Consider the following 23293-nt stretch of genomic DNA (forward strand, 5'->3'; position numbering starts at 1 on the left):
CATCTGATGCAACTGAGCAGTCACAGCCTGGTCAACGGTGCGCCGATCGACCGTGAGTTCGCCGCCGGCGATGCCGCCGGCTTCGCCCCCGACCGCAACCCGCACCTGGCCTGGAGCGGCGTGCCCGATGGCACCCGCTCGTTCCTGCTGGTGTGCGTGGACCCGGACGTGCCAACGGTACCGGAGACGGTCGGCCGCGATGACATGAGCGTGCCGCGCGATCAGCCGCGCGGCGATTTCGTGCACTGGGTGATGGCCGACATCCCGGCCTCGGTGCAGGAGATCGCCGCTGGCAGCTGCAGCGATGGCTTCGTGGTGAAGGGCAAGACCGCGCCGGCCGGCCCGGCCGGCAGCCGTCAGGGCCTGAACGATTTCACCGGCTGGTTCGCCGGCAATCCGGACATGGCCGGTGATTACCTCGGCTACGACGGCCCGTACCCGCCGTTCAACGACGAGCGCGTGCACCGCTACTTCTTCCGTGTGTTCGCGCTGGATGTGACCACGCTGTCGTTGCCGGAACGCTTCACCGCCGCCGATGCGTACCGTGCAATGCACGGCCACGTACTGGCCGAAGCGGCGCTGCACGGCACCTACACGTTGAACCCGGCGTTGGCCTGATAACAGCCTTCGGGTAGTGCCGGCCGCTGGCCGGCATCCGCTGTACGTGGCAGCCGGCCAGCGGCCGGCTCTACCCACCAGCGAAGAAGGGCGGCCAGTGGCCGCCCTCTTCATTTCGCCGGCTGCGGCGCGGGTTTGAACACCAGCACTTCGCCCTTGGCATTGCGCACGACCAATGCACCGGTGTCGTCCAACGCGAGGGTGGGTGCGGTATCGCGACCGTGAAACAGCGTTTCGGCTCGCCGTTCCTGCGCATCCACCTTGGGATTGATGCACAGCGCGGTGGTCCGGATGCCGCTCTCCAGGATCAGCCGGTCGTCCTGCAGGTGGTAATGACTGCTGGCCTGGTTGCACAGGTTCAACTCGCTCATGTAGCCGGGCTGGAAGCGCAGCGTGTACGGCGCCCGGCCCCTGACGAACAACGCGTCGATACGCTTGCCCTGCGCGTCGGTGGCGCGCGTGAGCTGCCACGGATGGGCTTCAAGCTGGTCGGTGGTGGGTGTGCTGGCGGCGCGTGCACTGCTGCCAATGCCAATGCCGATGGCCAGCCAGGCCAGTGTGAGCATGTACGTCCGTTTCATGCCGATCTCCCTGATGCATGTGGGTAGTGCCGGCCGCTGGCCGGCATGTTCCGCAGGTCGCCTGAGCTGTGTGCAGCCGCCGGCCAGCGGCCGGCCCTACCCACAACGAAGAAGGGCGACCTCGCGGCCGCCCTTCTGCATTACTTCTTCTCGATGGCCGACTCGACCACCATGTCCAGCACGTACGCCTGCGACGGCGCATCGGCCGGCGGGTTCTTCACTTCGTAGCGCTTCACACGCACCACGTTGCGCACGCCGTCTTCGTGGGTGTAACCCTCGATGTTGCCGTAGAAGTTCTCGAACTTGCCCGGCTCGCCCTGCTTCAGGCCCTTGTCGTCGAACTTCACTTCGCGCACCTGCAGGCACTGGTAATCCGGGATCAGCGGGTGCGAGCACTTCTCGGTCTTCGCAGCCACTTCCAGGAACACGGTTTCGCCGGCGCCGCCATAGCGCGTTTCAGCGGTCGGTTCCGGGTTGAACACCAGCACGTCGCCCTTGGCGGTGGTCAGGGTCAGCACGCCGTTGGCATCCTGTTCGGCCTTCAGTTCGCCCTGCAGACGGCTGGAGACGGCTTCGTCCAGCGCCATCAGCGCCTTGTCGGTGCAGGCCATCATGGTCGAGGCCATGGCGCTGACGCTCAGCTTGCCGTCGGCCAGGGTGTAGCCGCCGCCCATGCGGTTGCAGGTGTTGCTGACCGACAGGCGGCCATCAGCGAAGTCCAGGGTGACCGGCTTGTCTTCGCGGGCGAACAGCGCATCGATGCGCTTGCCATCGGCCGCGGTGGCCTGCTGCAGCAGCCAGTGCTGGCTCTGCAGGCGCTGCGCATCCAGGTGTGCCAGCGCCTTCTGGTCGCCGGCCTTGGCCGCGGCCGGGGCCAGATCGTCACCGCCGGTTCCGGCCGGGGCAGGGGTCTGGCTGCAGGCGGCCAGCAGGGCCAGCGGGAGGAGCAGGGTGAGCTTGCGGTTCATGGTGATTCTCCTTGGGGAACCGAGGGGGAAACGGACCGGGGCCGGCAACGGGGTTCCCGTGCCCCGGCGCTGTTCAGCTGCCGGATGGCAACCACAGCAGCAATGCAGCGCCCAGGGCGATGCGGTAAATCGCGAAGGCCGTGAAGCGATGCGACTTGATGTAGCCCATCAGCCACTTCACTACGACGAAGCCGGTGATGGCTGCGGCAAGGAAGGCCACGCCAACGTCGGTCCAGTTCTCGCTGCCCAGGTTCCCTTCCTTGGCCAGTTCCAGGAAGGTGTAGGCGCTGGCGGCGAACATGGTGGGAATGCCGACCAGGAACACGAACTCGGCAGCGGCCGCGCGGCGGCTCAGGCCCAGCAGCATGGCCAGGAAGATCGCCGAGGCCGAGCGCGAGGTACCGGGGAACACGCCGGCCAGCACCTGCGCCAGGCCAACACCGATGGCCACCGTCCAGGTCACCTGGTCGCGATCGGGCAGGCGCGCGGTATAGGCCTCCACCAGCAGCATCCAGATGCCGCCGATGATCAGCGCCCAGGCCACCGGGCTGACGGTTTCCGGCAGCGACCAGCCGGCCTTGCGCACCACCAGGCCGACCACGGCGGTTACCAGGAAGGCCGCGCCGAGCTTGAACACGTACTCGCGGTTCTCGCGCTGGCCGAAGCCGGTGGCCAGCTGCAGCAGGCGCTGGCGGAACACCAGCACCACGGCCAGGATCGCACCGGCCTGGATGATGATGTTGAAGAAGTCCGATCGCGCGCCCAGCCAGTGCTGGGCGATCAGCAGGTGGCCGGTGCTGGAGATCGGCAGGAATTCGGTCAAGCCTTCGAGGATGCCCAGCAGCAGGGCGGAGAGCAGGTCGGACATGGACGGTGCGGGCGCGGGCGGCGGAAGAAGCCCGAGAGAATAGACGATCCATGCCGCACCAAACGGGTGCGTGCGGTAATCCGCGCACCCGTTTGGTGCATGTGCTTCTGCACCGCCCTGGGGCAGGCGCTTTGAAATCAACAACTTGTGAAGGCCGAAAAGTTGGCACGGTCGTTGCTGTACCTCAGCAGGCATTCATTCCCATCCGAGGTCGTACCGATGTCCGTGGAAAACGTTGAGAAGCTGATCAAGGACAACCAGATCGAGTTCGTCGATCTGCGTTTCGTCGACATGCGTGGCGTCGAGCAGCACGTCACCTTCCCGGTCAGCATCATCGAGCCGTCGCTGTTCGAAGAAGGCAAGATGTTCGATGGCAGCTCGATCGCCGGCTGGAAGGGCATCAACGAATCGGACATGGTGCTGCTGCCCGATACCGCCAGCGCCTACGTCGACCCGTTCTATGCCGATCCGACCATCGTGATCAGCTGCGACATCCTCGACCCGGCCACCATGCAGCCGTACGGCCGCTGCCCGCGCGGCATCGCCAAGCGCGCCGAGGCCTACCTGAAGTCTTCGGGCATCGCCGAAACCGCGTTCTTCGGTCCGGAGCCGGAATTCTTCATCTTCGATTCGGTCCGTTTCGCCAATGAAATGGGCAACACCTTCTTCAAGGTCGATTCGGAAGAAGCCGCCTGGAACAGCGGCGCCAAGTACGACGGCGCCAACAGCGGCTACCGTCCGGGCGTGAAGGGCGGTTACTTCCCCGTTCCGCCGACCGACACCCTGCACGACCTGCGTGCGGAGATGTGCAAGACCCTGGAACAGGTCGGCATCGAAGTGGAAGTGCAGCACCACGAAGTGGCCACCGCCGGCCAGTGCGAGATCGGCACCAAGTTCAGCACCCTGGTGCAGAAGGCCGACGAACTGCTGCGGATGAAGTACGTCATCAAGAACGTCGCCCACCGCAACGGCAAGACCGTCACCTTCATGCCCAAGCCGATCGTCGGCGACAACGGCAGCGGCATGCACGTGCACCAGTCGCTGTCCAAGGGCGGCACCAACCTGTTCTCCGGCGACGGCTACGGCGGCCTGAGCCAGCTGGCGCTGTGGTACATCGGCGGCATCTTCAAGCACGCCAAGGCGATCAACGCCTTCGCCAACTCGGGCACCAACAGCTACAAGCGCCTGGTGCCGGGCTACGAAGCCCCGGTGATGCTGGCCTACTCGGCGCGCAACCGTTCGGCCTCGTGCCGCATTCCGTGGGTGTCCAACCCGAAGGCGCGCCGCATTGAAATGCGCTTCCCCGATCCGATCCAGTCGGGCTACCTGACCTTCACCGCGCTGATGATGGCCGGCCTGGACGGCATCAAGAACCAGATCGACCCGGGCGCACCGAGCGACAAGGATCTGTACGACCTGCCGCCGGAAGAAGAGAAGCTGATCCCGCAGGTCTGCTCCTCGCTGGACCAGGCGCTGGAAGCGCTGGACAAGGACCGCGAGTTCCTCAAGGCCGGTGGCGTGATGAGCGATGACTTCATCGATGGCTACATCGCGCTGAAGATGCAGGAAGTGACCAAGTTCCGCGCGGCGACCCACCCGCTGGAATACCAGCTGTACTACGCCAGCTGACCGGCTGCGATGGCGGTGGGTAACCCCTCCCACCCGCCGCCATCGCATCCGTCTTTGCGGCTGGGGAGCCGCAGGGCGGGCTCCGGCCCGCCGTGGTAGAGCGGACCATTGGTCCGCTGCATTGGAAACGCGGGCCCTTGGCCCGCAGATCCAGGGGCAAGAGAGAGACCGGACACGCGACATGGGCCGCCCTCCCTCCCGCGTCGGCCGTGCAAGGAGAGAGGCACGGCTGTCCCGGCCCGGTTCGTGTCCGGTGCAACAGCCACGGCCATCACCACGATGGCCCGTGGTTGCCTGATGCCATCGCGCGTTCGCGCGCTGGCCCCATCCACCATCGGGACATGCGCATGAAACTGATCTCCGCCATCATCCGACCGTTCAAGCTCGACGAGGTCCGAGAGGCCCTGTCCGATGCCGGCGTGTCGGGCATCACCGTGACCGAAGTGAAAGGCTTCGGCCGCCAGAAGGGCCACACCGAGCTGTATCGCGGTGCCGAGTACGTGGTCGACTTCCTGCCCAAGATCAAGATCGAAACCGTGGTCACCGACGAACGTGCCGATGCAGTGATCGAAGCGATCCAGTCATCTGCAGGCACCGGCAAGATCGGCGACGGCAAGATCTTCGTGACCGCTGTCGAGCAGGTCATCCGCATCCGCACCGGCGAAATCGGCGCCGACGCGCTGTAAGCCCCCTTCCGGAGACTCCCCCATGAAGATGCGCCTTCTCACCGGGTGGCAAGCCCGGTTCCATCTGGTGTGCCTGCTGATGCTGTTCAGTGCGCTGGCCGCCGGTGTCTGGCCAGGCAGTGCACATGCCCAGGCCCAGGTCACGCCGCTGCAGAGCGAAGCCGTGGCCGTCGAGCCCTTGCAGGACCCGACCGCCGCTGCGCCTGCGGCTGCCGAAGCGGTGGCCGCGCCCGCCTATGACCACGGCGACGTCGCCTGGATGCTCACCTCCACCCTGCTGGTGCTGCTGATGGTGGTACCGGGCCTGGCCCTGTTCTATGGCGGCCTGGTGCGTTCAAAAAACGTGCTGTCGGTGCTCAGCCAGATCCTGGTGGTGTTCTCGCTGGTGCTGCTGTTGTGGGTGGCCTATGGCTACAGCGCAGTGTTCAGCGCCGGCAATCCGTTCTTCGGCTCGTTCACCGAATTCGCCTTCCTCAAGGGCTTCACCCCGGAGTCGGTGGGCAACACGCCGATCAAGGGGCTGCCGGACTACCTGTTCGTCGCCTTCCAGTCGACCTTCGCCGGCATCACCACCGCGCTGATCGTCGGTGCCTTCGCCGAGCGCATCAAGTTCCGCGCAGTGCTGCTGTTCTCGGCGCTGTGGTTCACCCTCAGCTACATCCCGATGGCGCACATCGTCTGGGGTGGTGGTTACCTGGGTGAGATGGGCGCTATCGATTTCGCCGGTGGCACCGTGGTGCACATCAACGCCGGTGTGGCCGGTCTGGTGGCTGCATGGTTCGTCGGCAAGCGCCTGGGCTACGGGCAGACCGCGTTGAAGCCGCACAACGTGCCGTTCACCTATATCGGCGCGATGCTGCTGTGGGTCGGCTGGTTCGGCTTCAATGCCGGTTCCGCCGCTGCCGCCGACACCGTCGCCTCGCTGGCCTTCCTCAACACTGTGCTGGCGACTGCTGCAGCGGTGCTGGGCTGGACGCTGGTTGAAGCGATCAGCAAGGGCAAGCCGTCGGCACTGGGCGCGGCCTCGGGTGCGGTGGCAGGCCTGGTTGGCATCACCCCGGCGTGCGGTACCGTCGGCCCGCTCGGCGCGATCGTCATCGGCCTGGTTGCCGGCGTGGTCTGCGTGTGGGGCGTGACCGGCCTCAAGCGTCTGCTGAAGGTGGACGACACCGCCGACGTGTTCGGTGTGCATGGCGTGGGCGGTATCGTCGGCGCGATCCTCACCGGTGTGTTCAGCGCGCAATCGCTGGGCGGCACCAAGGCCGATCTGGATATCGGCCATCAGGTATGGGTGCAGGTGGTCAGCGTCGGCCTCACCGTGCTGTGGTCGGCCGTGGTGACCGCAGCCATCCTGCTGCTGGTCAAGGTGGTGGTCGGCCTGCGGGTGACCGAGGAGGCCGAGCGTACCGGCCTGGATGTCACCTCGCATGGTGAATCGGCCTACGAGGCCTGATGCATCTACATGGTGGGTGCCGACGGTTGGTCGGCACTGCACCTGCTCTGGTAGGTGCCAAGCTTGCTCGGCACTGCTCCTGCTCTGGTAGTTGCCAAGCTTGCTTGGCACTGCACCTGCTATGGACTGCTCTGCTCTGGTGGGTGCCGACCGTTGGTCGGCACGCTCGGTGGCCCAGCCAAGCATGGCGTGGCTCTACTGCATCGTCCGGGCTTATCGCGCACAATCGGGGCATGCACCCGATCCGCACTTCCCTGATGCTCTCGGCCTGCCTGCTGCTGGCCGCCTGTGCCTCCACGCCGCAGGAAACCCGCAACCCGCTTGCCACCTGGGTGCCGTCGCCGAACCAGAACGCGCGCACGCCGGTCATCATCGTCATCCACCACACCGAGCAGAAATCGGTGCAGCAGAGCCTGCACACGCTGCGTACCGCCAACAGCGGCGGGCGGGTCAGTGCGCATTATCTGATCGGCGCCGATGGCCATCGCTACCAGCTGGTGGCCGATGAGCGCCGCGCCTGGCACGCCGGCTCCGGGCGCTGGGGCACCATCACCGACCTCAACTCCGCGTCCATCGGCATCGAGCTGGACAATGACGGCCGTACGCCCTTCAGCCCCGCGCAGATCGAAGCGCTGATCGTGCTGCTGCGCGATCTCACTGAACGGCTGAACATCCCTCCGCGGCAGGTGATCGGTCACGCCGACCTGGCGCCGACGCGCAAGGAAGATCCCAGTCGCTTCTTCCCGTGGCAGCAGTTGGCCGAAGCCGGCTTCGGCGTGTGGCCGCGCGCTGCCGATGGTGCTGCGCCGGAAGGCTTCGATGCATGGGCCGCGCTGGCGCGCTTCGGCTATCCGCTCGACAACCGCGAAGCAACGGTACGGGCGTTCCACCGCCGTTTCCGTGGCAGCGACACCCTGCCGAAAGCCCTCGACGCCGAAGACGCGCGCATCCTGCATTCGCTGTTGCTGCAGACCCCGTAGCCGGTAGCGCCGGGCCATGCCCGGCGAGCGCACCGCGCGGGATCCGCTTCTCGCCGGGCATGGCCCGGCGCTACCCAAGGTTGCCGCGCCACCATCGGCCCCACTACATTGCGACGATGATCACTGTTACGTCGCCGCGCGCGCTCCTCACTTTCTTGGCCGTTGCCCTGCTTGCCGGCTGCGCCACCACGGGCACCCGGCCTGAAGCGCCGGCCGCTGCCAAGCCCGCTGCCGCCACCTACGCCAAGGTCGACTGGAAGGCTCTCCCGGCCGTATCCGATACCGACCTGCAGGCCGGCTTCGCCGCTTGGCGCAGCAGCTGCACCCGCCTGAAGAACGATGCGACCTGGGCCAAGCCCTGCGCGACCGCCAGCACCGTGTCCGACAAGGACGCTGCTGCGATCCGCGCATTCCTGCAGCGCGATCTCGATGTCTATTCCCTGCGCGCCGGCGGCCATCGCGCCGACGGCCTGATCACCGGCTATTACGAGCCCATCTATCCGGGCAGCCTCACCCGTACCGACACCGCCACCGTGCCGGTGTACGGCACACCCGATGATCTGGTGGTGGTGCAGCTGGACAGCGTCTATCCCGAACTGAAGGGCAAGCGCCTGCGCGGTCGCGTGGAGGGCAAGGTGCTCAAGCCCTACGACGATGCCGGCAGCATCGCCAGCAGGGGGGCCAAGGCGCCGGTGCTGGCCTGGCTGACCGATCCGATGGACCTGCAGCTGCTGCAGATCCAGGGTTCGGGGCGGGTGCGCCTGGCCGATGGCAAGCAGGTGCGGCTGGCCTATGCCGAACAGAACGGCCATCCCTATCGCGCGATCGGCCGCTGGCTGGTGGAGCAGGGCGAGCTGAAGAAGGAGGACGTCACCATGGACGCGATCCGCGCGTGGGCGAAGGCACATCCGACGCGGGTACCGGAACTGCTGCGCAGCAATCCCAGCTACGTGTTCTTCGTGCGCAGCGCGGACAGCCCGGAAGGTCCGCGCGGTTCGTTGAACGTGCCGCTGACCGCCGGCTACAGCGTGGCGGTGGATCGCACCGTGGTGCCGCTGGGCAGCCTGCTGTGGCTGTCCACCACGCGCCCGGACGGCACGCCGGTGGTACGCCCGGTGGCCGCGCAGGACACCGGTGGCGCCATTGCCGGCGAGGTACGTGCCGATCTGTACTGGGGCAGCGGCGATGCCGCCGGCAAGCTGGCCGGCGACATGAAGCAGAAGGGCAACCTGTGGCTGCTGTGGCCGAAGGGTGTGGCGTTGCCGCAGTAGGTCAGCAGGGGTCAGATCCCCTTCCGCAGGAAAGGGATCTGACCCCCATATGCCTGATAATGGCGCCATTCCGAACTTTCCGGTCGCGCATGCGGCCAGGACCCATGCAATGAAATACGCAAAGAACAACGCAAAATCCAACACGAAGAAGTACTACAAGCACTGGGCCGAATCGGGCCTGGGCAAGGGCAACGTGCTGATGGAAGCCCGTGGCGAGAAGATCGTGCGCCAGGTGGAGATCTACGGGGCCAAGGTCGTGTGGGCCGATGAAACCGGCCAGAGCGATGACCGCTTCGTGCTGGCCGACCAGCCGGTGTCGTTCATGGATTTCGACGAAGACGACGAGATCAGCGCGCGCGAGTTTGAAATTGCCTGGAAGAAGGCCCGGGAAGCCACCGGCTACCCCGTTTAAGGGCGAGGGGCCCGCAATCATCGGATGGCTGGCGGAATCGAAATGTTATAAAGTTTCATTTCCAGCCTCCCGCCCGCCCCTGATGAAGACTCCCACGCTGGTGGCCGCGCTCGCGGCCGCCCCGTTCGCCCCTGAAGCATTCGCCCAGTCCGCCGACGCCGCGCTCACCCTGGGCAAGGTCGATGTGCACCAGCACAGCGAGGGACAACTGAGCGCGCACCAGGTGCTGACCTCGGTGGACGTGCTGGTCGCGGACCAGATCGAAAGCCGCAATGTGTCGCACAGCTGGGAACTGCTCGGGCAGATGCCCGGCATCCAGCTGACCGAAACCCGGCAGGGCGCCGAATCGGGCAAGGTCAGCTTCCGCGCCTTCAACGGCGAGGGCTACCTCAATGCGATCAAGACGCTGATCGACGGTATCCCCAGCAACGTCAACAGTGGCAACCAGCGCTTCATCGACATGCTGTTTCCGCTGGAAATCAGCTACATCGAAGTGGTGCGCGGTACCAACGATCCTCGCTACGGCCTGCACAACATCGGCGGCAACGTGAACTTCGGCACGCGCCAGGGCGGCACCTACACTGACGCGCGGCTGGCCTATGGCAGCTACAACACCCGCGATGTGCAGCTGGCGGTGGGCCGCGAAGCCGACGGCTTCGCGCAGAACTACTTCGTCGGCACCCAGGCCAGCGACGGTTACCGCGACCACGACAGCTCGAAGAAATACGCGCTGGGCGGCAAGTGGTTCTTCGGCTCGCTGGAGGAGGGGCTGCGCATCGGCCTGACCGCGCGCGCCTACCATCACGAGGCCGACGAACCCGGTTTCATGACCGCGGAAGAGCTGCATGCGGGCCGCCGCCGCAGCGACCTGCGCAACGCCAATGACGGCGATGACCGCGACATGCGCCAGTTCGCCGCGCACCTGGACATGAAGCTGTCCGACGCGCTCACCTTCGGCACGCGGCTGTACTACAACCGCTATGAAGACGACCGTCGTGTGACCTTCAGTGACCTGCCCAGCGGCAACCTACCGCGCCAGCGTCGTGTCTGGGACGAGCGCCAGACGGGCCTGCTCGGCACGCTCACCTGGCAGGCCAGCCCCATGCTTACCGTGGAAGGCGGGCTGAACTACGAGCAGCAGGACAACGGCTACCGTCGCGAGCGCTACGCCTACGCCGAGCCCACCGATTTCAGCCAGGCACCGGCACGCGTGCAGAACAACGACCGCCACAGTTTCGACAACTGGGGCGCTTACGTGCAGGCCATCTACCAGCCGGTCGAAGCGTGGAAGATCGTGCCGGCCTACCGCGTGGACCGTTTCAGCGGCCAAACCCGGCTGATGAACGGCGCCACCGGCCGCCTGCAGGACTACGGCAGCATCGGCCAGCCCAAACTGAGTGTCATCCACAGCCTGGGTGAGCACACCCACGTCTACGCCAACTGGGGCCGTACCTTCCAGGTGCTGACCGGTTCCACCGCGCCGGCCTACCTCACCCCGGGGCAGGCACCGATGCAGCCCTCCACCAACACCGGCATGGAGCTGGGCCTGAAATTCCAGCCCTTCGCCGGCAGCCAGGCCCGGCTGGCGGTATGGCAGCAGGACGCGGAAAACGAAGTGTCCAACATGCCGGCCACCGGCACCACGGTCATGCTGGGCAAGACCCGCCGCCGCGGCGTGGATGCGCAGATCAGCGCGCAGCTGGGTGACGCGTGGACGCTGTGGGCCTCGCATGCCTACCAGGAGGCGAAGATCACCCGCGACGACCGCGCCGCCGACGTGACCCTGCAGGGACGCGAAGTGGCCGCCACCCCGCGCCACATCAGCAACCTCGGCCTGGACTACCAGGCCAGCGATGCGCTGCAGCTGGGCCTGCAGGCACGCGCGCAGGGCGATTACTACCTGGAAGAGCGCAACGTCACCGGCAAGTTCGGCGGCTTCGCCGTGCTCGACCTCAGCGCGAAGTATCAGATCACCCCGGCCTGGAGCGTGGACCTGCAGCTGAAGAACGTCACCGGCCGCGACTATGCCTACGCGTGGTACGACAGCTTCTTCTGGGACAGCGCCCGGCCGATGTTCTCGCCCGCCCCGGGCCGCGCGGTCTTCGTTGGGCTCAACATGAAGCTGTAACCCGCAAGGGGTCAGAGCCCTTTCCGCGAGGAAAGGGCTCTGACCCCACACCCACGTTTTGCACTACATTGGTGCAATGTCCGACCCCGCGCCCCCGCCGTCCCTCGATGCCCTCGGCACGCCGCTGGCCTGGGCCGGGCCCGATGGCCGCATCGCCGGCTGCAACCCGGCCTTCGCGCGCTGGCTGGGCGTCAGCGGCCGGCGCCTGCTCGGTCAACCCTTGGCCGCGCTGGAAGTGCAGGGCGAGGCGCTGGCCCATTTCCTGGCCCGCGACGAGCGCGACAGCCTGCGCCTGAACCGGCTGGCGTTGGCGCTGCCGGGCGAAGCCGCGCGTTTTGCCGAAGGCTGGATGAGCCGCCGCGACGATGGCGGCTGGCTGCTGGAGGCGCATCCGGTCGATGAGTTCCCCGGGCTCGACCCGACCCAGGCCCTGCCCAGCGCGCTCAGCGCAGCGCTGAAGGGCCTGGCGCACGAACTGCGCAATCCGCTGGCCGGGTTGAAGGGCGCCGCACAGCTGCTGGCCCGCCGCGCGGCGCAGCGCGATGCCAGCGAACGCGAACTGATCGACCTGATCGGCTCGGAGATCGAGCGGCTCAATGGCCTGCTGGAGCAGCTGCTGTCACCGGCGCCGGCCGCGCCGCATGCGGCGCTGAACATCCACGCCGCGTTGGAGCGGGTGCTGCGCCTGGCCGAGAACGAGGCCGGCTGGGCGGTGCGCCTGCAGCGCGACTACGACCCCAGCATCCCCGAATTCGATGGCGACGCCGATCGCCTCACCCAGGCGGTATGGAACCTGGTGCGCAATGCCATCCAGGCCGGTGCCGGCAACATCACCCTGCGCACCCGCGTTGAACACGGTGTGCGCATCGCCGAGCAGCTGCACACCCTGGCGTTGCGGCTGGAAATCGCCGACGACGGCCGTGGCGTGCCCGAAGAACTGGCCGAACACCTGTTCCTGCCCCTGGTCAGCGGTCGCGCCGAAGGCACCGGCCTGGGCCTGGCGCTGGCCCAGCAGGTCGCGCGCGAGCATCGCGGCACGCTGACCTACCGGTCGCGCCCGGGCCATACCGTATTTACCTTGCTGCTGCCGATCGGCAACGGCACCGCCGCCGCCGAGGAGGCCCCGCGCGATGTCTGAGTCTTCCGCGTCCCCGCCGTGCATCTGGGTGGTCGACGATGACCGCGCCGTGCGCTTTGTGCTGTGCACCGCGCTGCGCGAGGCCGGCTACCAGGTGGTCGACTTCGACAGCGCCGCTCCCGCATTGCAGGCACTGGCTGATAGCCCGCCGCCTGCGCTGCTGTTCACCGACGTGCGCATGCCCGGCGACGATGGCCTGGTACTGCTGGACAAGCTGAAAGCCGCGCTGCCGCAGCTGCCGGTGGTGGTGATGTCGGCCTACACCGACGTCGCCAGTACCGCCGGTGCGTTCCGCGGCGGCGCGCACGAGTTCCTGTCCAAACCGTTCGACCTCGACGATGCGGTGGCGTTGGCCCAGCGCGTGCTGCCTGCCGTGGCGCCGGCGATGGCCGCGCCCACGCCTGCTGCAGAAGGCGCCAGCGACCAGCCGCCGCAACTGGTGGGCGATACGCCACCGATGCGCGCGCTGTTCCGCGCCATCGGCCGCCTCGCGCAGGCGCCATTGGCGGTGCTGATCATCGGCGAAACCGGTACCGGCAAGGAGCTGGTGGCCAATGCGCTGCACCGCGAATCACCGCGTGCGCAGCATCCGTTCGTCGCGCTGAACACCGCCGCCATTCCCGCCGAGCTGCTGGAAAGCGAGCTGTTCGGTCATGAAGCGGGTGCGTTCACCGGCGCGCAGCGGCGCCACATCGGCCGCTTCGAGCAGGCCAACGGCGGCACCCTGTTCCTCGATGAAATCGGCGACATGCCGTTGCCGTTGCAGACACGCCTGCTGCGCGTGCTCGCCCAGGGCGAATTCTTCCGCGTGGGCGGACGCGAACTGATCCGTGTCGATGTGCGCGTGGTCGCCGCCACCCACCAGGATCTGGAAGGGCTGGTCGCGCAGGGAAAATTCCGAGCCGACCTGCTGCACCGCCTGGACGTGGTGCGCCTGCAGCTGCCGCCTCTGCGCGAGCGCCGCGAGGACATCGCGCAACTCGCCACCACCTTCCTGGCTGCTGCCGCGCGCAGGCTCGATACGCCGCCCAAGCGGCTGACCGCCGCCGCCCTGCAGGCGCTGCGCGAGCACGACTGGCCGGGCAACGTCCGCGAACTGGAAAACGTGTGCTGGCGCATGGCCGCACTGGCTGCCGCCGATACCATCGGTGTGGCTGATGTTGATACCGCGCTCAACCGCGCCCGCAGCCGGCGCAGCAGCACGGCCGCCGGTGACCCGGGCCAATGGGAAGCGCTGCTGTCCGAATGGGCACGCCGGCAGCTGGCCGAGGGCACCGAGGGCCTGCACGCGCAGGTGCGCGAACGGGTCGACCACGCGCTGTTGGAGGCCGCCCTGCAGATCACCCACGGTCGTCGTGCCGAAGCCGCCGCGCGCCTGGGCCTCGGCCGCAATACGCTTACCCGCAAGCTGGGCGCCGGTCGCCGCCGCGGCGGCCATTGAACGGTGCCTGCACGCGATCCTCGCACCCGCTTGCCGAACTGTTGATCCTCCATGGACGATGCCGTCCGTAGTGTTACCTGCAAGGAGTCCTCGATGCGTTTGTCCTTCGCCCTTCTGCCGCTGTCCGCTGCCGTGCTCCTGTCTGCCTGTGGCAGCGCACCGAAGAAGAAGCCGCAGCCCACACCGCCGCCGGTGGTCACCACGCCCGTGGCCCAGCTCGCCGAAGCCAACCTGGCGCCAGCCTCAGCCAGCATCGTCAGCGGCCGTCTGGTGTTGAAGACCGAAAGCGGTGGCGTGCATTTGACCGGCCTGGTCGGCGGCCTGCAGCCGATGCAGCAGGCCGGTTTCCACATCCACGAGCGCGGCGACTGCAGCGCGGTTGACGCCAGCAGCGCCGGCAACCACTTCAATCCCGCCGGCGTCGCCCACGGTCGTGCCGGCAGCGGCAAGCACCACCTGGGTGACATCGACAACCTGCAGGCCGACGCGCAGGGCCGCGCCAACATCGATGTGCATCTGAAGGGCGTTACCCTGGGCGGAGGCGCCGCCACGGATATCGCCGGGCGTGCACTGGTCGTGCATGCCAGGGCCGACGACTATCGCAGCCAGCCCGCCGGCAATGCCGGCGTCCGCATCGCCTGCGGCGTGATCCGGGTAACCCGCTGATCACACCACCGGCATTTCCCAAGGAGAGTTTCCATGCGTCTGATCCACACTTCGCTGTTCGCGGCCATCGCTGCACTGGGCCTTGCCGCCTGCAACCAGCAGCCGGCAGCACCGGCAGCCGAAGCCCCGGCCACCACCCCGGCCGAAGGTTCGGCAGCGCCGGCCGACCCGGCCACTGCACCGGCTACCGCAGCGGCCCCGGCAGCCGATGCCTCGGCCACTGCCGAACTGGCACCGACCCAGGGCAATGAAACCAAGGGCTCGATCACCTTCAAGCTGGTCGACGGCAAGGTGCACGCATCCGGCCAGATCAGTGGCCTGAAGCCGGGCAGCGAGCACGGCTTCCACATCCACGAGAAGGGTGACTGCAGCGCGCCGGACGGTATGAGCGCCGGCGGCCACTTCAATCCGGGCAAGCAGGACCACGGCAACGTGGCCACTGATCCGCACCACGGTGGCGACATGCCCAACATCAAGGCCGACGACAAGGGCGTAGCCACCATTGATGGTCCGGTGTCGAGCAACGTCAACATCGGCAAGGGTGATGATTTCGACATCATCGGCCGCGGCCTGATCGTCCACGCCGACGCGGACGACTACAAGACCCAGCCGACCGGCAACGCCGGCGCGCGACTGGCGTGCGCGGTGATCAAGAAGGCCCCGTAAGAAAACGAAAACGCCGGCGCAAGCCGGCGTTTTCTCTCTCACTGCACCGTCTTCCTACAACGGCGCCGCAGCCAATCGCTTGGCCTGCGTCGCCAACGCATCACAGGTTGCCGCGTTGCCTTCGCAGAGCGTGGATATCTTCCGGGTGCGCCGGAACGGATGCTCCCGGTCCCAGCCGATCGCCGTGCGCATGCGCACCACCGAAGGCGCCAGCGCATGTGGCGCGGTGAACAGCACCCAGGTGGTGGCAGTGTAGTCTGGATCGTTCTCGACGCTCTTCTTGCTGGTTTGCAGCAGGCTCATGCCGGGGGGCGTCGGCAACGGCAGTCGCTCGACATCCTTGCGCTTGGGCAGCTGTTCAACGAATGCGGCCACGTTGGCGTATTCCAGCGGCTGGCTGTCATCGCCGCCGCGCACCGGAGCAACCGCATGGGTGAGGCCCGACAGTGCAAGGCCCAACAGGCAGAAGGCACCGCGGCAAACAGCAAGGGTCATCCGGAAATCTCCTGAGGTAGCCGGCAGCCGCACTTCCGCGCAGTCGAGCCACGCACGGCCGCGCTTCGGTCGTACTGAGCCGAGCATTGCCCGGCTCTATAAACAGGTATCGACGCCGGACACGCATCGCCCGGCGGATGGGTATCGACAGATCAGCGCGCCAGCAGCTCGCGCGCGTCCTGCCCGGCTTCGCAATGCACGAACAGCACCGGCACACCGTGCGCTTCCAGCACTGCGGCCATCTGCCGCTGGCGCATCAGGAACTGCTCGTAGATGCCCTGCAGTCGCTCGCAGTCGCCCTTGCCGTGGTTGTAATGCGCGCACCAGCCGGCCGGGTCGAACAGCGCCATGCGCGCTTCGCCCTGCGTATAGCGCAGCAACGGCTCGGGCGCGTCACTCAGCCACTCGTCCTGGCCCGGGGCCATGATCGCGGTTTCAATCAGCGGCCACAGTGCGGCCAGGCCTTGGTTGTCGTACTGCATCGACATCATCGCGGCCAGGTCGTTCACGGTGAAATAGCGTGCGTGCTCCACGCGCGCACCGAACGTGTTCTGTGCCATCAGCGCGGTATCGGCATGGGCCATGCCATTGGCCAGCAGCACCTCTTCCAGCGCATCGGCCACGGCCGTCGTGGTGGCCACGTCGGTACCGGTCAGCAGGAACGGCACCACCCGCAGGCCACCGCCTACCAGGGTAGCGTCGGCCTGGAACGGCAGCGGCACATCACCGCTGGCGTCGGCGCCGAAGGCCAGCACGCGCGGGCCCTGGTTGCTGCCGGGCGCGCGCATCTGCAGTTCTTCCAGGCGGCGATGGATCGGCCAGCCCGGGCGAAGCACTTCGGCCGGATCGAAATGGGCGGCGGCGAACACCAGGTCCAGCTCGGCCACCTGTGGCACCAGCTTGGACAGGTCGCGGCCGACGCGTTCGGCCAGTTCACCGGCCTGTTCAGCGCTGAGCACCGCCTGGCGGGGGATTTCGCCGCCGGCCAGTTCCAGGGCCAGCACGCCAAGGGCATTCATCGCAGGGTCGGGTTTGCTCATGGTTCCACGGTTGGCCCATCACAGGGCGGCAGCTACACTTGGCCCCATTATGCCTGCTCTGTCGTGCAGGCCATGTTGCAGACACCCTCATCCATGCCAGGTATCTCCATGCCCAACGCTCGTCCCGTCGCCATCCTCGGTGGCGTCCGCATTCCGTTCTGCCGGCAGAACACCGCGTATTCGGATGTCGGCAACCTCGGCATGTCGGTGCGTACGCTGGGAGCGCTGGTCGAGCGCTTCGGCCTGCACGGCCAGCAGCTGGGCGAAGTAGCGATGGGTGCGGTCATCAAGCACTCCAGCGACTGGAACCTGGGCCGCGAAGCCACGCTGTCCTCGGGCCTGTCGCCGTTGACCCCCGGCATCACCCTGCAGCGCGCCTGCGGCACCTCGCTGGACAGCATCATCACCGTTGCCAACAAGATCGCCCTGGGCCAGATCGAGTCCGGCATCGGCGGTGGTTCGGACACCACGTCCGACGTGCCGATCGTCTACGGCAAGAAGCTGCGCGCGCGCCTGCTGGCGGCCAACCGTGCCAAGAGCACTGGCGACAAGATCCGCGCACTGACCTCCGGCTTCAAGTTCGCCGAGCTCAAGCCGGAGTTTCCGGGCGTGGCCGAGCCGCGTACCGGCAAGAGCATGGGCGACCACTGCGAGGACATGGCCAAGGAGTGGAACATCTCGCGCGACTCGCAGGACGAGTGGGCGGTGTCTTCGCACAAGAAGCTGGCCGCAGCCTATGAGCGCGGCTTCTTCAATGACCTGATCGCACCGTTCCGCGGCGTCGAGCGCGACAACATCCTGCGTGCCGACACCTCGCTGGAGAAGCTGGCCACGCTGAAGCCGGCCTTCGACAAGGTGTCCGGCCGTGGCACCCTGACCGCAGCCAACTCCACCCCGCTGACCGATGGCGCCGCCGCCGTGCTGCTGGCCAGCGAAGAGTGGGCACGCGCACATGGCCACGAGCCGCAGGCCTACCTGCGCGACGCACACGTGTCGGCCGTCGATTTCGTGCACGGCGAAGGCCTGTTGATGGCGCCGACCGTGGCCGTGCCGGAGATGCTCAAGCGCAACGGCCTGACCCTGCAGGACTTCGACATCTACGAGATCCACGAAGCCTTCGCCGCACAGGTGCTGTGCACCTTGCGTGCGTGGGAGAGCGAGGATTACTGCCGCAACCGCCTCGGCCTGGATGCGCCGATGGGCCGCATCGACCCGGACAAGATCAACCTGCTGGGTTCGTCGCTGGCCACCGGTCACCCTTTCGCCGCCACCGGTGCACGCGTGATCGCCACGGCGGCCAAGCAGCTGGCCGAGCGCGGCGGTGGCCGTGCGCTGGTGTCGATCTGCACCGCCGGCGGCATGGGCGTGGTGGCGATCGTCGAACGTTGAACGCCACGGTAGTGCCGGCCGCTGGCCGGCAACGTTGGAATTGAAAACGCCGCCCGATGGGCGGCGTTTTCGTTGATTGCATCCCCTGGTGGGTGCCGACCGTTGGTCGGCACACCTTCAGCCAGGGTCACGGCATCCGCGGGTTGCCGAACGCGTCGCGCTCCTCATTGGCGTCGTACACCGGCGGCAGCGGTGCAATCGACTGCTCCTCGACGGTCGCATGCAGTGGCGGGTCAACTACCGCTGCCGGTGCACGCACCAGCGCCACGCTGTCTTCGCCACGCTGCAGGCGCAGCGCGTTGGCCAGGCACTGCGCGGCCAGCACGTGTTCGCCACGTTGCGCGAAGGCTTCGCCCAGCGCTTCCCACGCAGGGGCGCCGGCACCCGCGGCGATGGCTTCATGCAGGAACGCATCGGCCGCGTCCCACTGTTGCTGCGCCAGCGCGATGCGGCCCTGGGCCAGGCGCAGGGCGGCCGAGTCGTCGTGCACGTTGCGCCAGCGCTGCAGGTTGGCCTGGCGCGTGGCCAGACGTTTGGCCGGCAGACGGCCATACACGGCCACCAGTTCGTCATCCCAGCGGTGGTCCAGCGCCTGCTCAAGCGCCAGCAGTGCCGGTTCGTCCCAGTCCAGTGAAACCGCACGGGTGGCGTAGGCGGCAACCACGTCCGGTGTCGGTCGCAGCGCCTTCGGCGTGGCTTCCCACTGCGCAGCAAGGGCGTTGACGTCGCCCGCTTCCAGCAGCGCTTGTGCGGCCAGGCGTGCTTCCAGCTCGCTGCTGGCCTCGGCCGGCAGCACCTTGGTCTGGCGCAGCGCGCCCAGCTGGCCGTAAGCCTCGTGCGCGCGGCCAGCACGTGCCAGCGCTTCGGTACGCAGCCACAGACCACGCGGCGGCAGCGGCTGGATCGCGGCCACATCCAATGCGTTGATCGCATCCACCGGCAGATCGTTGGCCAGCAGCTGTTCGGCACGCAGCAGTGCCTGCAAGGTCGCATCGCTTTCGCCCAGGCGCTGCAGCAGCGCCTCGGCAGCGGGTGCATCGGCCCGCACCTGCGCGCTGCGCACGGCATTGGCCAGGGCAACCCCGCTCACTTCCGGATCCTTGGCGGCGCCATCCAGCAGCTTCTCGGCGCGCTGCCACTGGCCATGCTCGTAGGCCAGCAGACCATCGATCAGGCGCACCCGGCCCTGCTTGCGGCGGTAGCGGCCCCAGGCACGGAACGGTGCGGCGATCAGGCTCCACAGCAGCCACAGCACCAGCACGCCGATCACCGACAGCAGCGCTACCTTCGGCAGGTTGCTGTGGTAGTCGTAGCCGCCATAGCGCAGGGTCACTTCGCCGTAGCGGTTCAGGTCATCGGTACCGAGCCATTGCGCGGCAACTACGCCAATGGCCACTGCCAGCAACAGCACGACCAGTGATTGCAGGGGTTTCATACGGGCTTACCTCCGGTCGGTCTGGGTACGCAGTTGTTGCAGAGTGCTGCCAAGCACGGTGTCATCGGCCTGCAATGGCAGCGAGCGCAGGGCATGGAGTTCAGCACGTTGCGCGCGCAGGTCCGGTGAATCCGGCCAGCGCCGCTGCGCCCAGAGATCGATTCTGTTCAGCGCGGCATCGCGGCCGCTGCCATCGCCGCGCTCGATCGCTGCGCGGGCCAGGGTCAGTTCCAGCTGCAGCGCCGTGTCGATGGTGGTGCGCTCGGCTGAGGTCAGCGGGCCGTTCAGACGGCTCGGAGTGATGTCCACGAAGGGCGCCAGCGCAGCCTGCCACCACGGTTTTGCGGCGTTGTCGGCCGGCGTCTGCGCGATCTGCGAAGGCAGGCCCTGCAGGGCCTTGCCCAGCGCGTCCAGGCGTTGCAGTGACAGCACGCGCGGGCCAGCGCCCAACGCATCCAGCGCGTTGCGTTCCTGCACCAGTGCCTGGCGCAGGTTCAGGCCATCGCTGTCGGGCAGATCGGCCAATGCAGTGGCGGCCAGCGCATACAGCCGGCGTGAGCCCTCCACGTCATCGGCGAAGGCCAGCCGCTGTGCGGCCTGGGTCAGCAGCAGTTCGGCCTCATCGCGCTGCACGGCCTGACGGCCCTGGTTGGCGCTGTCGGCCAGCTTGGCCAGATTCTCTTCCAGCAGGGCACTGCGTTGCGACAGGCCCAGCACTTCGTCGCGCAGCACCCGGTTGGTGGTGGCCGCATCCTGCAAGCGCTGGCTGGCAGCGCGCTGGTCGCGGCGCAGGGCCTCGACCGTGCCCTCCAGCCCCTTCAGCTGCACGGCGGTGGTCTGCGCCTGCGCCAGCTGGTCGCTCTGCTGCTTCTGCCAATAGTGGTAGCCGGCATAGCCGCCCGCGCCCAGCACCGCCAGCACGGCAAGCGGCAGCAGCCAGCGCAGGGGGCGATGGGGCGATGGAGCGGGCGGCAGAGTGTCGTTCATCGGGCTTCCTTGTCGGCGGCAATGCCGGAACAGATCCGGCAGGCAGCGTTGCGCACAGCATCACTGTTGCCGACGACACCGGCAAGCCGCTGCCGGGTGCCTGTTCAGGTCGCTGCCGGGCCGGTGAGCGCAGTGTGTGCAGCGGCCATCAACTGAGCGCTGGTAGGGCCCTCGCTGCGCACCACCCGGGTCAGCCCCAAGGCCTGCGCCTGCATGCCCAGCCGGTCGCTGGCAACCAGCGCGATCGCGTTCGACCGCAGCCGCTGCTGCCAGTGCGCAGGCAGCTGCTGCCAGAAACGCTGCAATGCCTCGCCGCTGCTGATGGCCAGCAGCCAGGGTGTCGGAGAACGGGCCAAACGCGCCAGCATGCGCCGTGACAAGCGCAGCGGCAGCCGTCGGTAGACATCGGCGCGGGTGATCTGCGCGCCAGCGGCCTGCAACTCAGCGGCAATCAGGCCCCGGCCTCCCGGTGCGGTCACCAGCCCGATCTGCATGCCCCGCACATCGCCCAGCACCGGCATCGCCAGCAGGCCCTCGCTGTCCATCCGCTGGGGCGCATGGACGTCAGCGACGCCATGCGCCAGCAGGGCACGCGCGGTGCCTTCACCCACCGTCAGCCACGGGCTGCACTGCGCCGCCGCCAGCGGCAGCAGGCTGGCGGCCGCCGCGACGGCCGCCGGGCTGGTGAAAACTACCCGATCGCTGGTCAGCGCCCGTTGTAATTGCTGCAATGCGGCAATGTTCTGCAGACGTTGCAGCCGCCAGGGCGAAAGCGCGACGGTACGGCCTCCCAGCGCTGCTGCGGCGTGGCGCAGCGCCGCTTGCTGACCCTGCGGGCGCAGTGAGATCAGGGTCCAGCCAGTGGGTATCGTATGGTTGGCCATTCCCGTCATTATGCGGGCCCTTTGTTGTCGTGGTTGCTGCTGATGGCTGTTGATGCCCTGACCTCTTCGCTGGCTGCCCTGCAGGACGTGCTGGACTGCATGCCGGCGGTCCGCGCGATGCAGATCCGCCTGGATGGCTATGCCGACGGCGTGCTGCGCATCACCGCGCCGCTGGTGGCCAACGTCAACGACAAGGGCAACGCGTTCGGCGGCAGCCTGGCCTCGGTGCTGACCCTGTCCGGCTGGGCACTGGTCAGCCTGCGCCTGCGCCTGGCCGGCCACGACGCCGAGGTCTACGTGGCCGACAGCAACCTGCGCTACCTGGCGCCGGTCTATGAAGACCTGCATGCCCACGCAGAAGCCACCGGAAGCGGCGCCTGGGACACCTTCCTGGCCACGTTCCGCCAGCGCGGCAAGGCCCGCATCAGCATTGTCGCGACCCAGCCCGGCGCCGATGGCAAGGCCGCGGCCGAATTCAGTGGTCGTTTCGTTGCCTTCGCCAAAGGGTAGGATGGCAGGCTGACGCCCTGCGGAACCCACCGATGCGCCGCCTCATCCAGATCCTCCTGTGTTCCCTGCTGCTGCTCAGCGCCGCCGCCGGTGCTGCCGCCGACGACCTCAGCCGCAAGCAGCGCAAGCTGCTGGAAGAGACCCAGATCGCCTACGGCGCCACCATCCGCTGGGGCAGCATGGACGATGCCATCGGTTACTTGGACCCGCAGCTGCGCAAGACCAAACCGCCGACCGAGTTCGAACTCAATCGCTATGCGCAGCTGCGCGTGTCGTCCTACCGCGAGCGCAGCACGGCAGCGCTGGAGGGCGGCCTGGTCGAGCGCCGGGTCGAGATCGGGGTGATCAACCAGAACACCCAAGCCGAGCGCACCGTGGTAGTAACCGAGCGCTGGCGCTGGGATCCGGAAGCCAAGCGCTGGTGGCAAAGCGCAGGCCTGCCGGACCTCTGGCAGGGGCAGTGACGGGTCGCGTCCGGCTTGTGCGACAATCGGCGCCCGCTTAATCGACCCGTGACCTGAGTGAATTACGAAGAGTTGCTGGCCTTCGCAGGCCGAAACCCGATGCTGTCCGCGGCCCTGGTCGGCCTGACCGTGGCCCTCATCGTCACCGAAATCCGCCGCCTGTTCCGGGGCTTCAAGGGCATCAAGCCCGCCGAACTGACCCAGCTGATCAACGCGGGCGGCACGGTGGTGGTTGATCTGTCGCCCAGCGCCGATTTCGAAAAGGGCCACATCGCCGGCAGCCGCAGTGCCCAGGCCAGCGCGTTCGGCCCCGAGCACAAGCTGGTGGCCAACGCCAAGCAGGCCCCGGTGGTACTGGTGTGCCGCAGCGGCAACGCGTCCGAGACCGCCGCCAAGGCGCTGAAGAAGGCCGGCTTCGAGAAGGTCTTCGTGCTCGACGGCGGCATCCCCGCGTGGCAGCAGGCAGAACTGCCGCTGGTCAAGGGCCGCAACTGATAGCAGGCGGTGGCGGATGTGGCCTTGTTTGCGCCCTCCGCCGCCCCCATCGCAGTAATTCGACCATCGTTTTCATTGCATTCACTGGA

At 67.5% G+C, this 23293-nt stretch carries 24 protein-coding genes; 16 read left to right on the plus strand and 8 right to left on the minus strand.

Annotation, left to right across the window (positions count from 1 at the left end):
• Nucleotides 1-6 precede the first annotated feature (6 nt).
• A complete protein-coding gene (locus AC1DKR_RS07095) occupies nt 7-618 on the plus strand; it encodes a YbhB/YbcL family Raf kinase inhibitor-like protein (RefSeq protein WP_312108258.1) in 612 nt (203 codons plus the stop codon).
• Between the two features lie 110 nt (nt 619-728).
• On the opposite strand, the gene AC1DKR_RS07100 is transcribed toward AC1DKR_RS07095, so the two are convergent.
• The 3 genes from AC1DKR_RS07100 to AC1DKR_RS07110 all read right to left on the minus strand — a co-directional run bounded on the left by AC1DKR_RS07100 (nt 729) and on the right by AC1DKR_RS07110 (nt 3035).
• Nucleotides 729-1199 (minus strand): META domain-containing protein, encoded by a 471-nt coding sequence (locus AC1DKR_RS07100; protein ID WP_309909205.1) that lies wholly within the window; start codon nt 1197-1199, stop codon nt 729-731.
• A 140-nt stretch (nt 1200-1339) separates the two neighbouring features.
• Nucleotides 1340-2167 carry a DUF4377 domain-containing protein gene (locus AC1DKR_RS07105; protein WP_478031998.1) on the minus strand — a complete coding sequence of 276 codons (828 nt, stop codon included), beginning with the start codon at nt 2165-2167 and terminating at the stop codon, nt 1340-1342.
• A 73-nt stretch (nt 2168-2240) separates the two neighbouring features.
• Nucleotides 2241-3035, minus strand: coding sequence for an undecaprenyl-diphosphate phosphatase (locus AC1DKR_RS07110; RefSeq protein ID WP_033832703.1), 795 nt, complete (start codon nt 3033-3035; stop codon nt 2241-2243).
• A 219-nt stretch (nt 3036-3254) separates the two neighbouring features.
• Between AC1DKR_RS07110 and glnA the strand changes: the two genes are divergently transcribed.
• From glnA to AC1DKR_RS07165, 11 genes are all read left to right on the plus strand, one after another.
• Nucleotides 3255-4664: a type I glutamate--ammonia ligase gene (gene glnA, locus AC1DKR_RS07115; protein ID WP_059063220.1), complete on the plus strand. Its 1410-nt coding sequence runs from the start codon at nt 3255-3257 to the stop codon at nt 4662-4664.
• Nucleotides 4665-5011: 347 nt separating this feature from the next.
• On the plus strand, nt 5012-5350 hold the full coding sequence (locus AC1DKR_RS07120; RefSeq protein ID WP_004134334.1) for a P-II family nitrogen regulator: 339 nt from the start codon (nt 5012-5014) through the stop codon (nt 5348-5350).
• 22 nt (nt 5351-5372) lie between these two features.
• On the plus strand, nt 5373-6803 hold the full coding sequence (locus AC1DKR_RS07125; RefSeq protein WP_312786329.1) for an ammonium transporter: 1431 nt from the start codon (nt 5373-5375) through the stop codon (nt 6801-6803).
• Nucleotides 6804-7036: 233 nt separating this feature from the next.
• Nucleotides 7037-7783 (plus strand): N-acetylmuramoyl-L-alanine amidase, encoded by a 747-nt coding sequence (locus tag AC1DKR_RS07130; protein ID WP_478032002.1) that lies wholly within the window; start codon nt 7037-7039, stop codon nt 7781-7783.
• Between the two features lie 116 nt (nt 7784-7899).
• Entirely contained in the window at nt 7900-9054 is a 1155-nt protein-coding gene (mltA, locus tag AC1DKR_RS07135) for a murein transglycosylase A (protein ID WP_478032004.1), read from the plus strand.
• A gap of 109 nt (nt 9055-9163) precedes the next feature.
• Nucleotides 9164-9466: a hypothetical protein gene (locus tag AC1DKR_RS07140; RefSeq protein ID WP_033832709.1), complete on the plus strand. Its 303-nt coding sequence runs from the start codon at nt 9164-9166 to the stop codon at nt 9464-9466.
• A gap of 82 nt (nt 9467-9548) precedes the next feature.
• The gene (locus AC1DKR_RS07145; RefSeq protein WP_478032006.1) at nt 9549-11594 is read left to right on the plus strand and encodes a TonB-dependent receptor; all 2046 of its coding nucleotides are present in this window, start codon (nt 9549-9551) and stop codon (nt 11592-11594) included.
• 76 nt (nt 11595-11670) lie between these two features.
• Entirely contained in the window at nt 11671-12732 is a 1062-nt protein-coding gene (locus AC1DKR_RS07150; protein ID WP_033832857.1) for a two-component system sensor histidine kinase NtrB, read from the plus strand.
• Nucleotides 12725-14173 carry a nitrogen regulation protein NR(I) gene (gene ntrC, locus AC1DKR_RS07155; protein WP_223497434.1) on the plus strand — a complete coding sequence of 483 codons (1449 nt, stop codon included), beginning with the start codon at nt 12725-12727 and terminating at the stop codon, nt 14171-14173. Before AC1DKR_RS07150 ends, ntrC begins: the two co-directional genes overlap by 8 nt.
• Nucleotides 14174-14266: 93 nt before the next feature.
• Complete coding sequence (locus tag AC1DKR_RS07160) at nt 14267-14839, plus strand: superoxide dismutase family protein (RefSeq protein WP_447944449.1); 573 nt, start codon at nt 14267-14269, stop codon at nt 14837-14839.
• A 33-nt stretch (nt 14840-14872) separates the two neighbouring features.
• A complete protein-coding gene (locus AC1DKR_RS07165) occupies nt 14873-15505 on the plus strand; it encodes a superoxide dismutase family protein (protein WP_208081703.1) in 633 nt (210 codons plus the stop codon).
• Nucleotides 15506-15559: 54 nt separating this feature from the next.
• On the opposite strand, the gene AC1DKR_RS07170 is transcribed toward AC1DKR_RS07165, so the two are convergent.
• Both AC1DKR_RS07170 and AC1DKR_RS07175 read right to left on the minus strand, forming a co-directional pair.
• Nucleotides 15560-16000: a hypothetical protein gene (locus AC1DKR_RS07170; protein WP_312111439.1), complete on the minus strand. Its 441-nt coding sequence runs from the start codon at nt 15998-16000 to the stop codon at nt 15560-15562.
• A gap of 152 nt (nt 16001-16152) precedes the next feature.
• Entirely contained in the window at nt 16153-17040 is an 888-nt protein-coding gene (locus tag AC1DKR_RS07175; protein ID WP_025875947.1) for a hypothetical protein, read from the minus strand.
• Between the two features lie 93 nt (nt 17041-17133).
• On the opposite strand from AC1DKR_RS07175, the gene AC1DKR_RS07180 reads away from it, so the two are divergent.
• Nucleotides 17134-18429, plus strand: coding sequence for an acetyl-CoA C-acetyltransferase (locus AC1DKR_RS07180; RefSeq protein WP_088100805.1), 1296 nt, complete (start codon nt 17134-17136; stop codon nt 18427-18429).
• Nucleotides 18430-18556: 127 nt separating this feature from the next.
• Here AC1DKR_RS07180 and AC1DKR_RS07185 read toward each other — a convergent pair whose 3' ends face one another.
• From AC1DKR_RS07185 to AC1DKR_RS07195, 3 genes are all read right to left on the minus strand, one after another.
• Complete coding sequence (locus AC1DKR_RS07185) at nt 18557-19864, minus strand: heme biosynthesis HemY N-terminal domain-containing protein (RefSeq protein ID WP_442243971.1); 1308 nt, start codon at nt 19862-19864, stop codon at nt 18557-18559.
• Nucleotides 19865-19870: 6 nt separating this feature from the next.
• Entirely contained in the window at nt 19871-20851 is a 981-nt protein-coding gene (locus AC1DKR_RS07190) for a uroporphyrinogen-III C-methyltransferase (protein WP_428704921.1), read from the minus strand.
• A 104-nt stretch (nt 20852-20955) separates the two neighbouring features.
• On the minus strand, nt 20956-21744 hold the full coding sequence (locus AC1DKR_RS07195) for a uroporphyrinogen-III synthase (RefSeq protein WP_442243973.1): 789 nt from the start codon (nt 21742-21744) through the stop codon (nt 20956-20958).
• 33 nt (nt 21745-21777) lie between these two features.
• On the opposite strand from AC1DKR_RS07195, the gene AC1DKR_RS07200 reads away from it, so the two are divergent.
• Genes AC1DKR_RS07200 through AC1DKR_RS07210 form a run of 3 tightly spaced genes read left to right on the plus strand, consistent with a single transcriptional unit; the run spans nt 21778 to nt 23204 of the window.
• The gene (locus tag AC1DKR_RS07200) at nt 21778-22245 is read left to right on the plus strand and encodes a YiiD C-terminal domain-containing protein (protein WP_089242022.1); all 468 of its coding nucleotides are present in this window, start codon (nt 21778-21780) and stop codon (nt 22243-22245) included.
• Nucleotides 22246-22277: 32 nt separating this feature from the next.
• Nucleotides 22278-22709: a hypothetical protein gene (locus AC1DKR_RS07205; protein ID WP_312107391.1), complete on the plus strand. Its 432-nt coding sequence runs from the start codon at nt 22278-22280 to the stop codon at nt 22707-22709.
• A 57-nt stretch (nt 22710-22766) separates the two neighbouring features.
• Nucleotides 22767-23204, plus strand: a complete 438-nt coding sequence (locus AC1DKR_RS07210; protein ID WP_025875933.1) for a rhodanese-like domain-containing protein — start codon at nt 22767-22769, stop codon at nt 23202-23204.
• Nucleotides 23205-23293 lie beyond the last annotated feature (89 nt).

The organism is Stenotrophomonas sp. 01N47, from assembly GCF_056399165.1.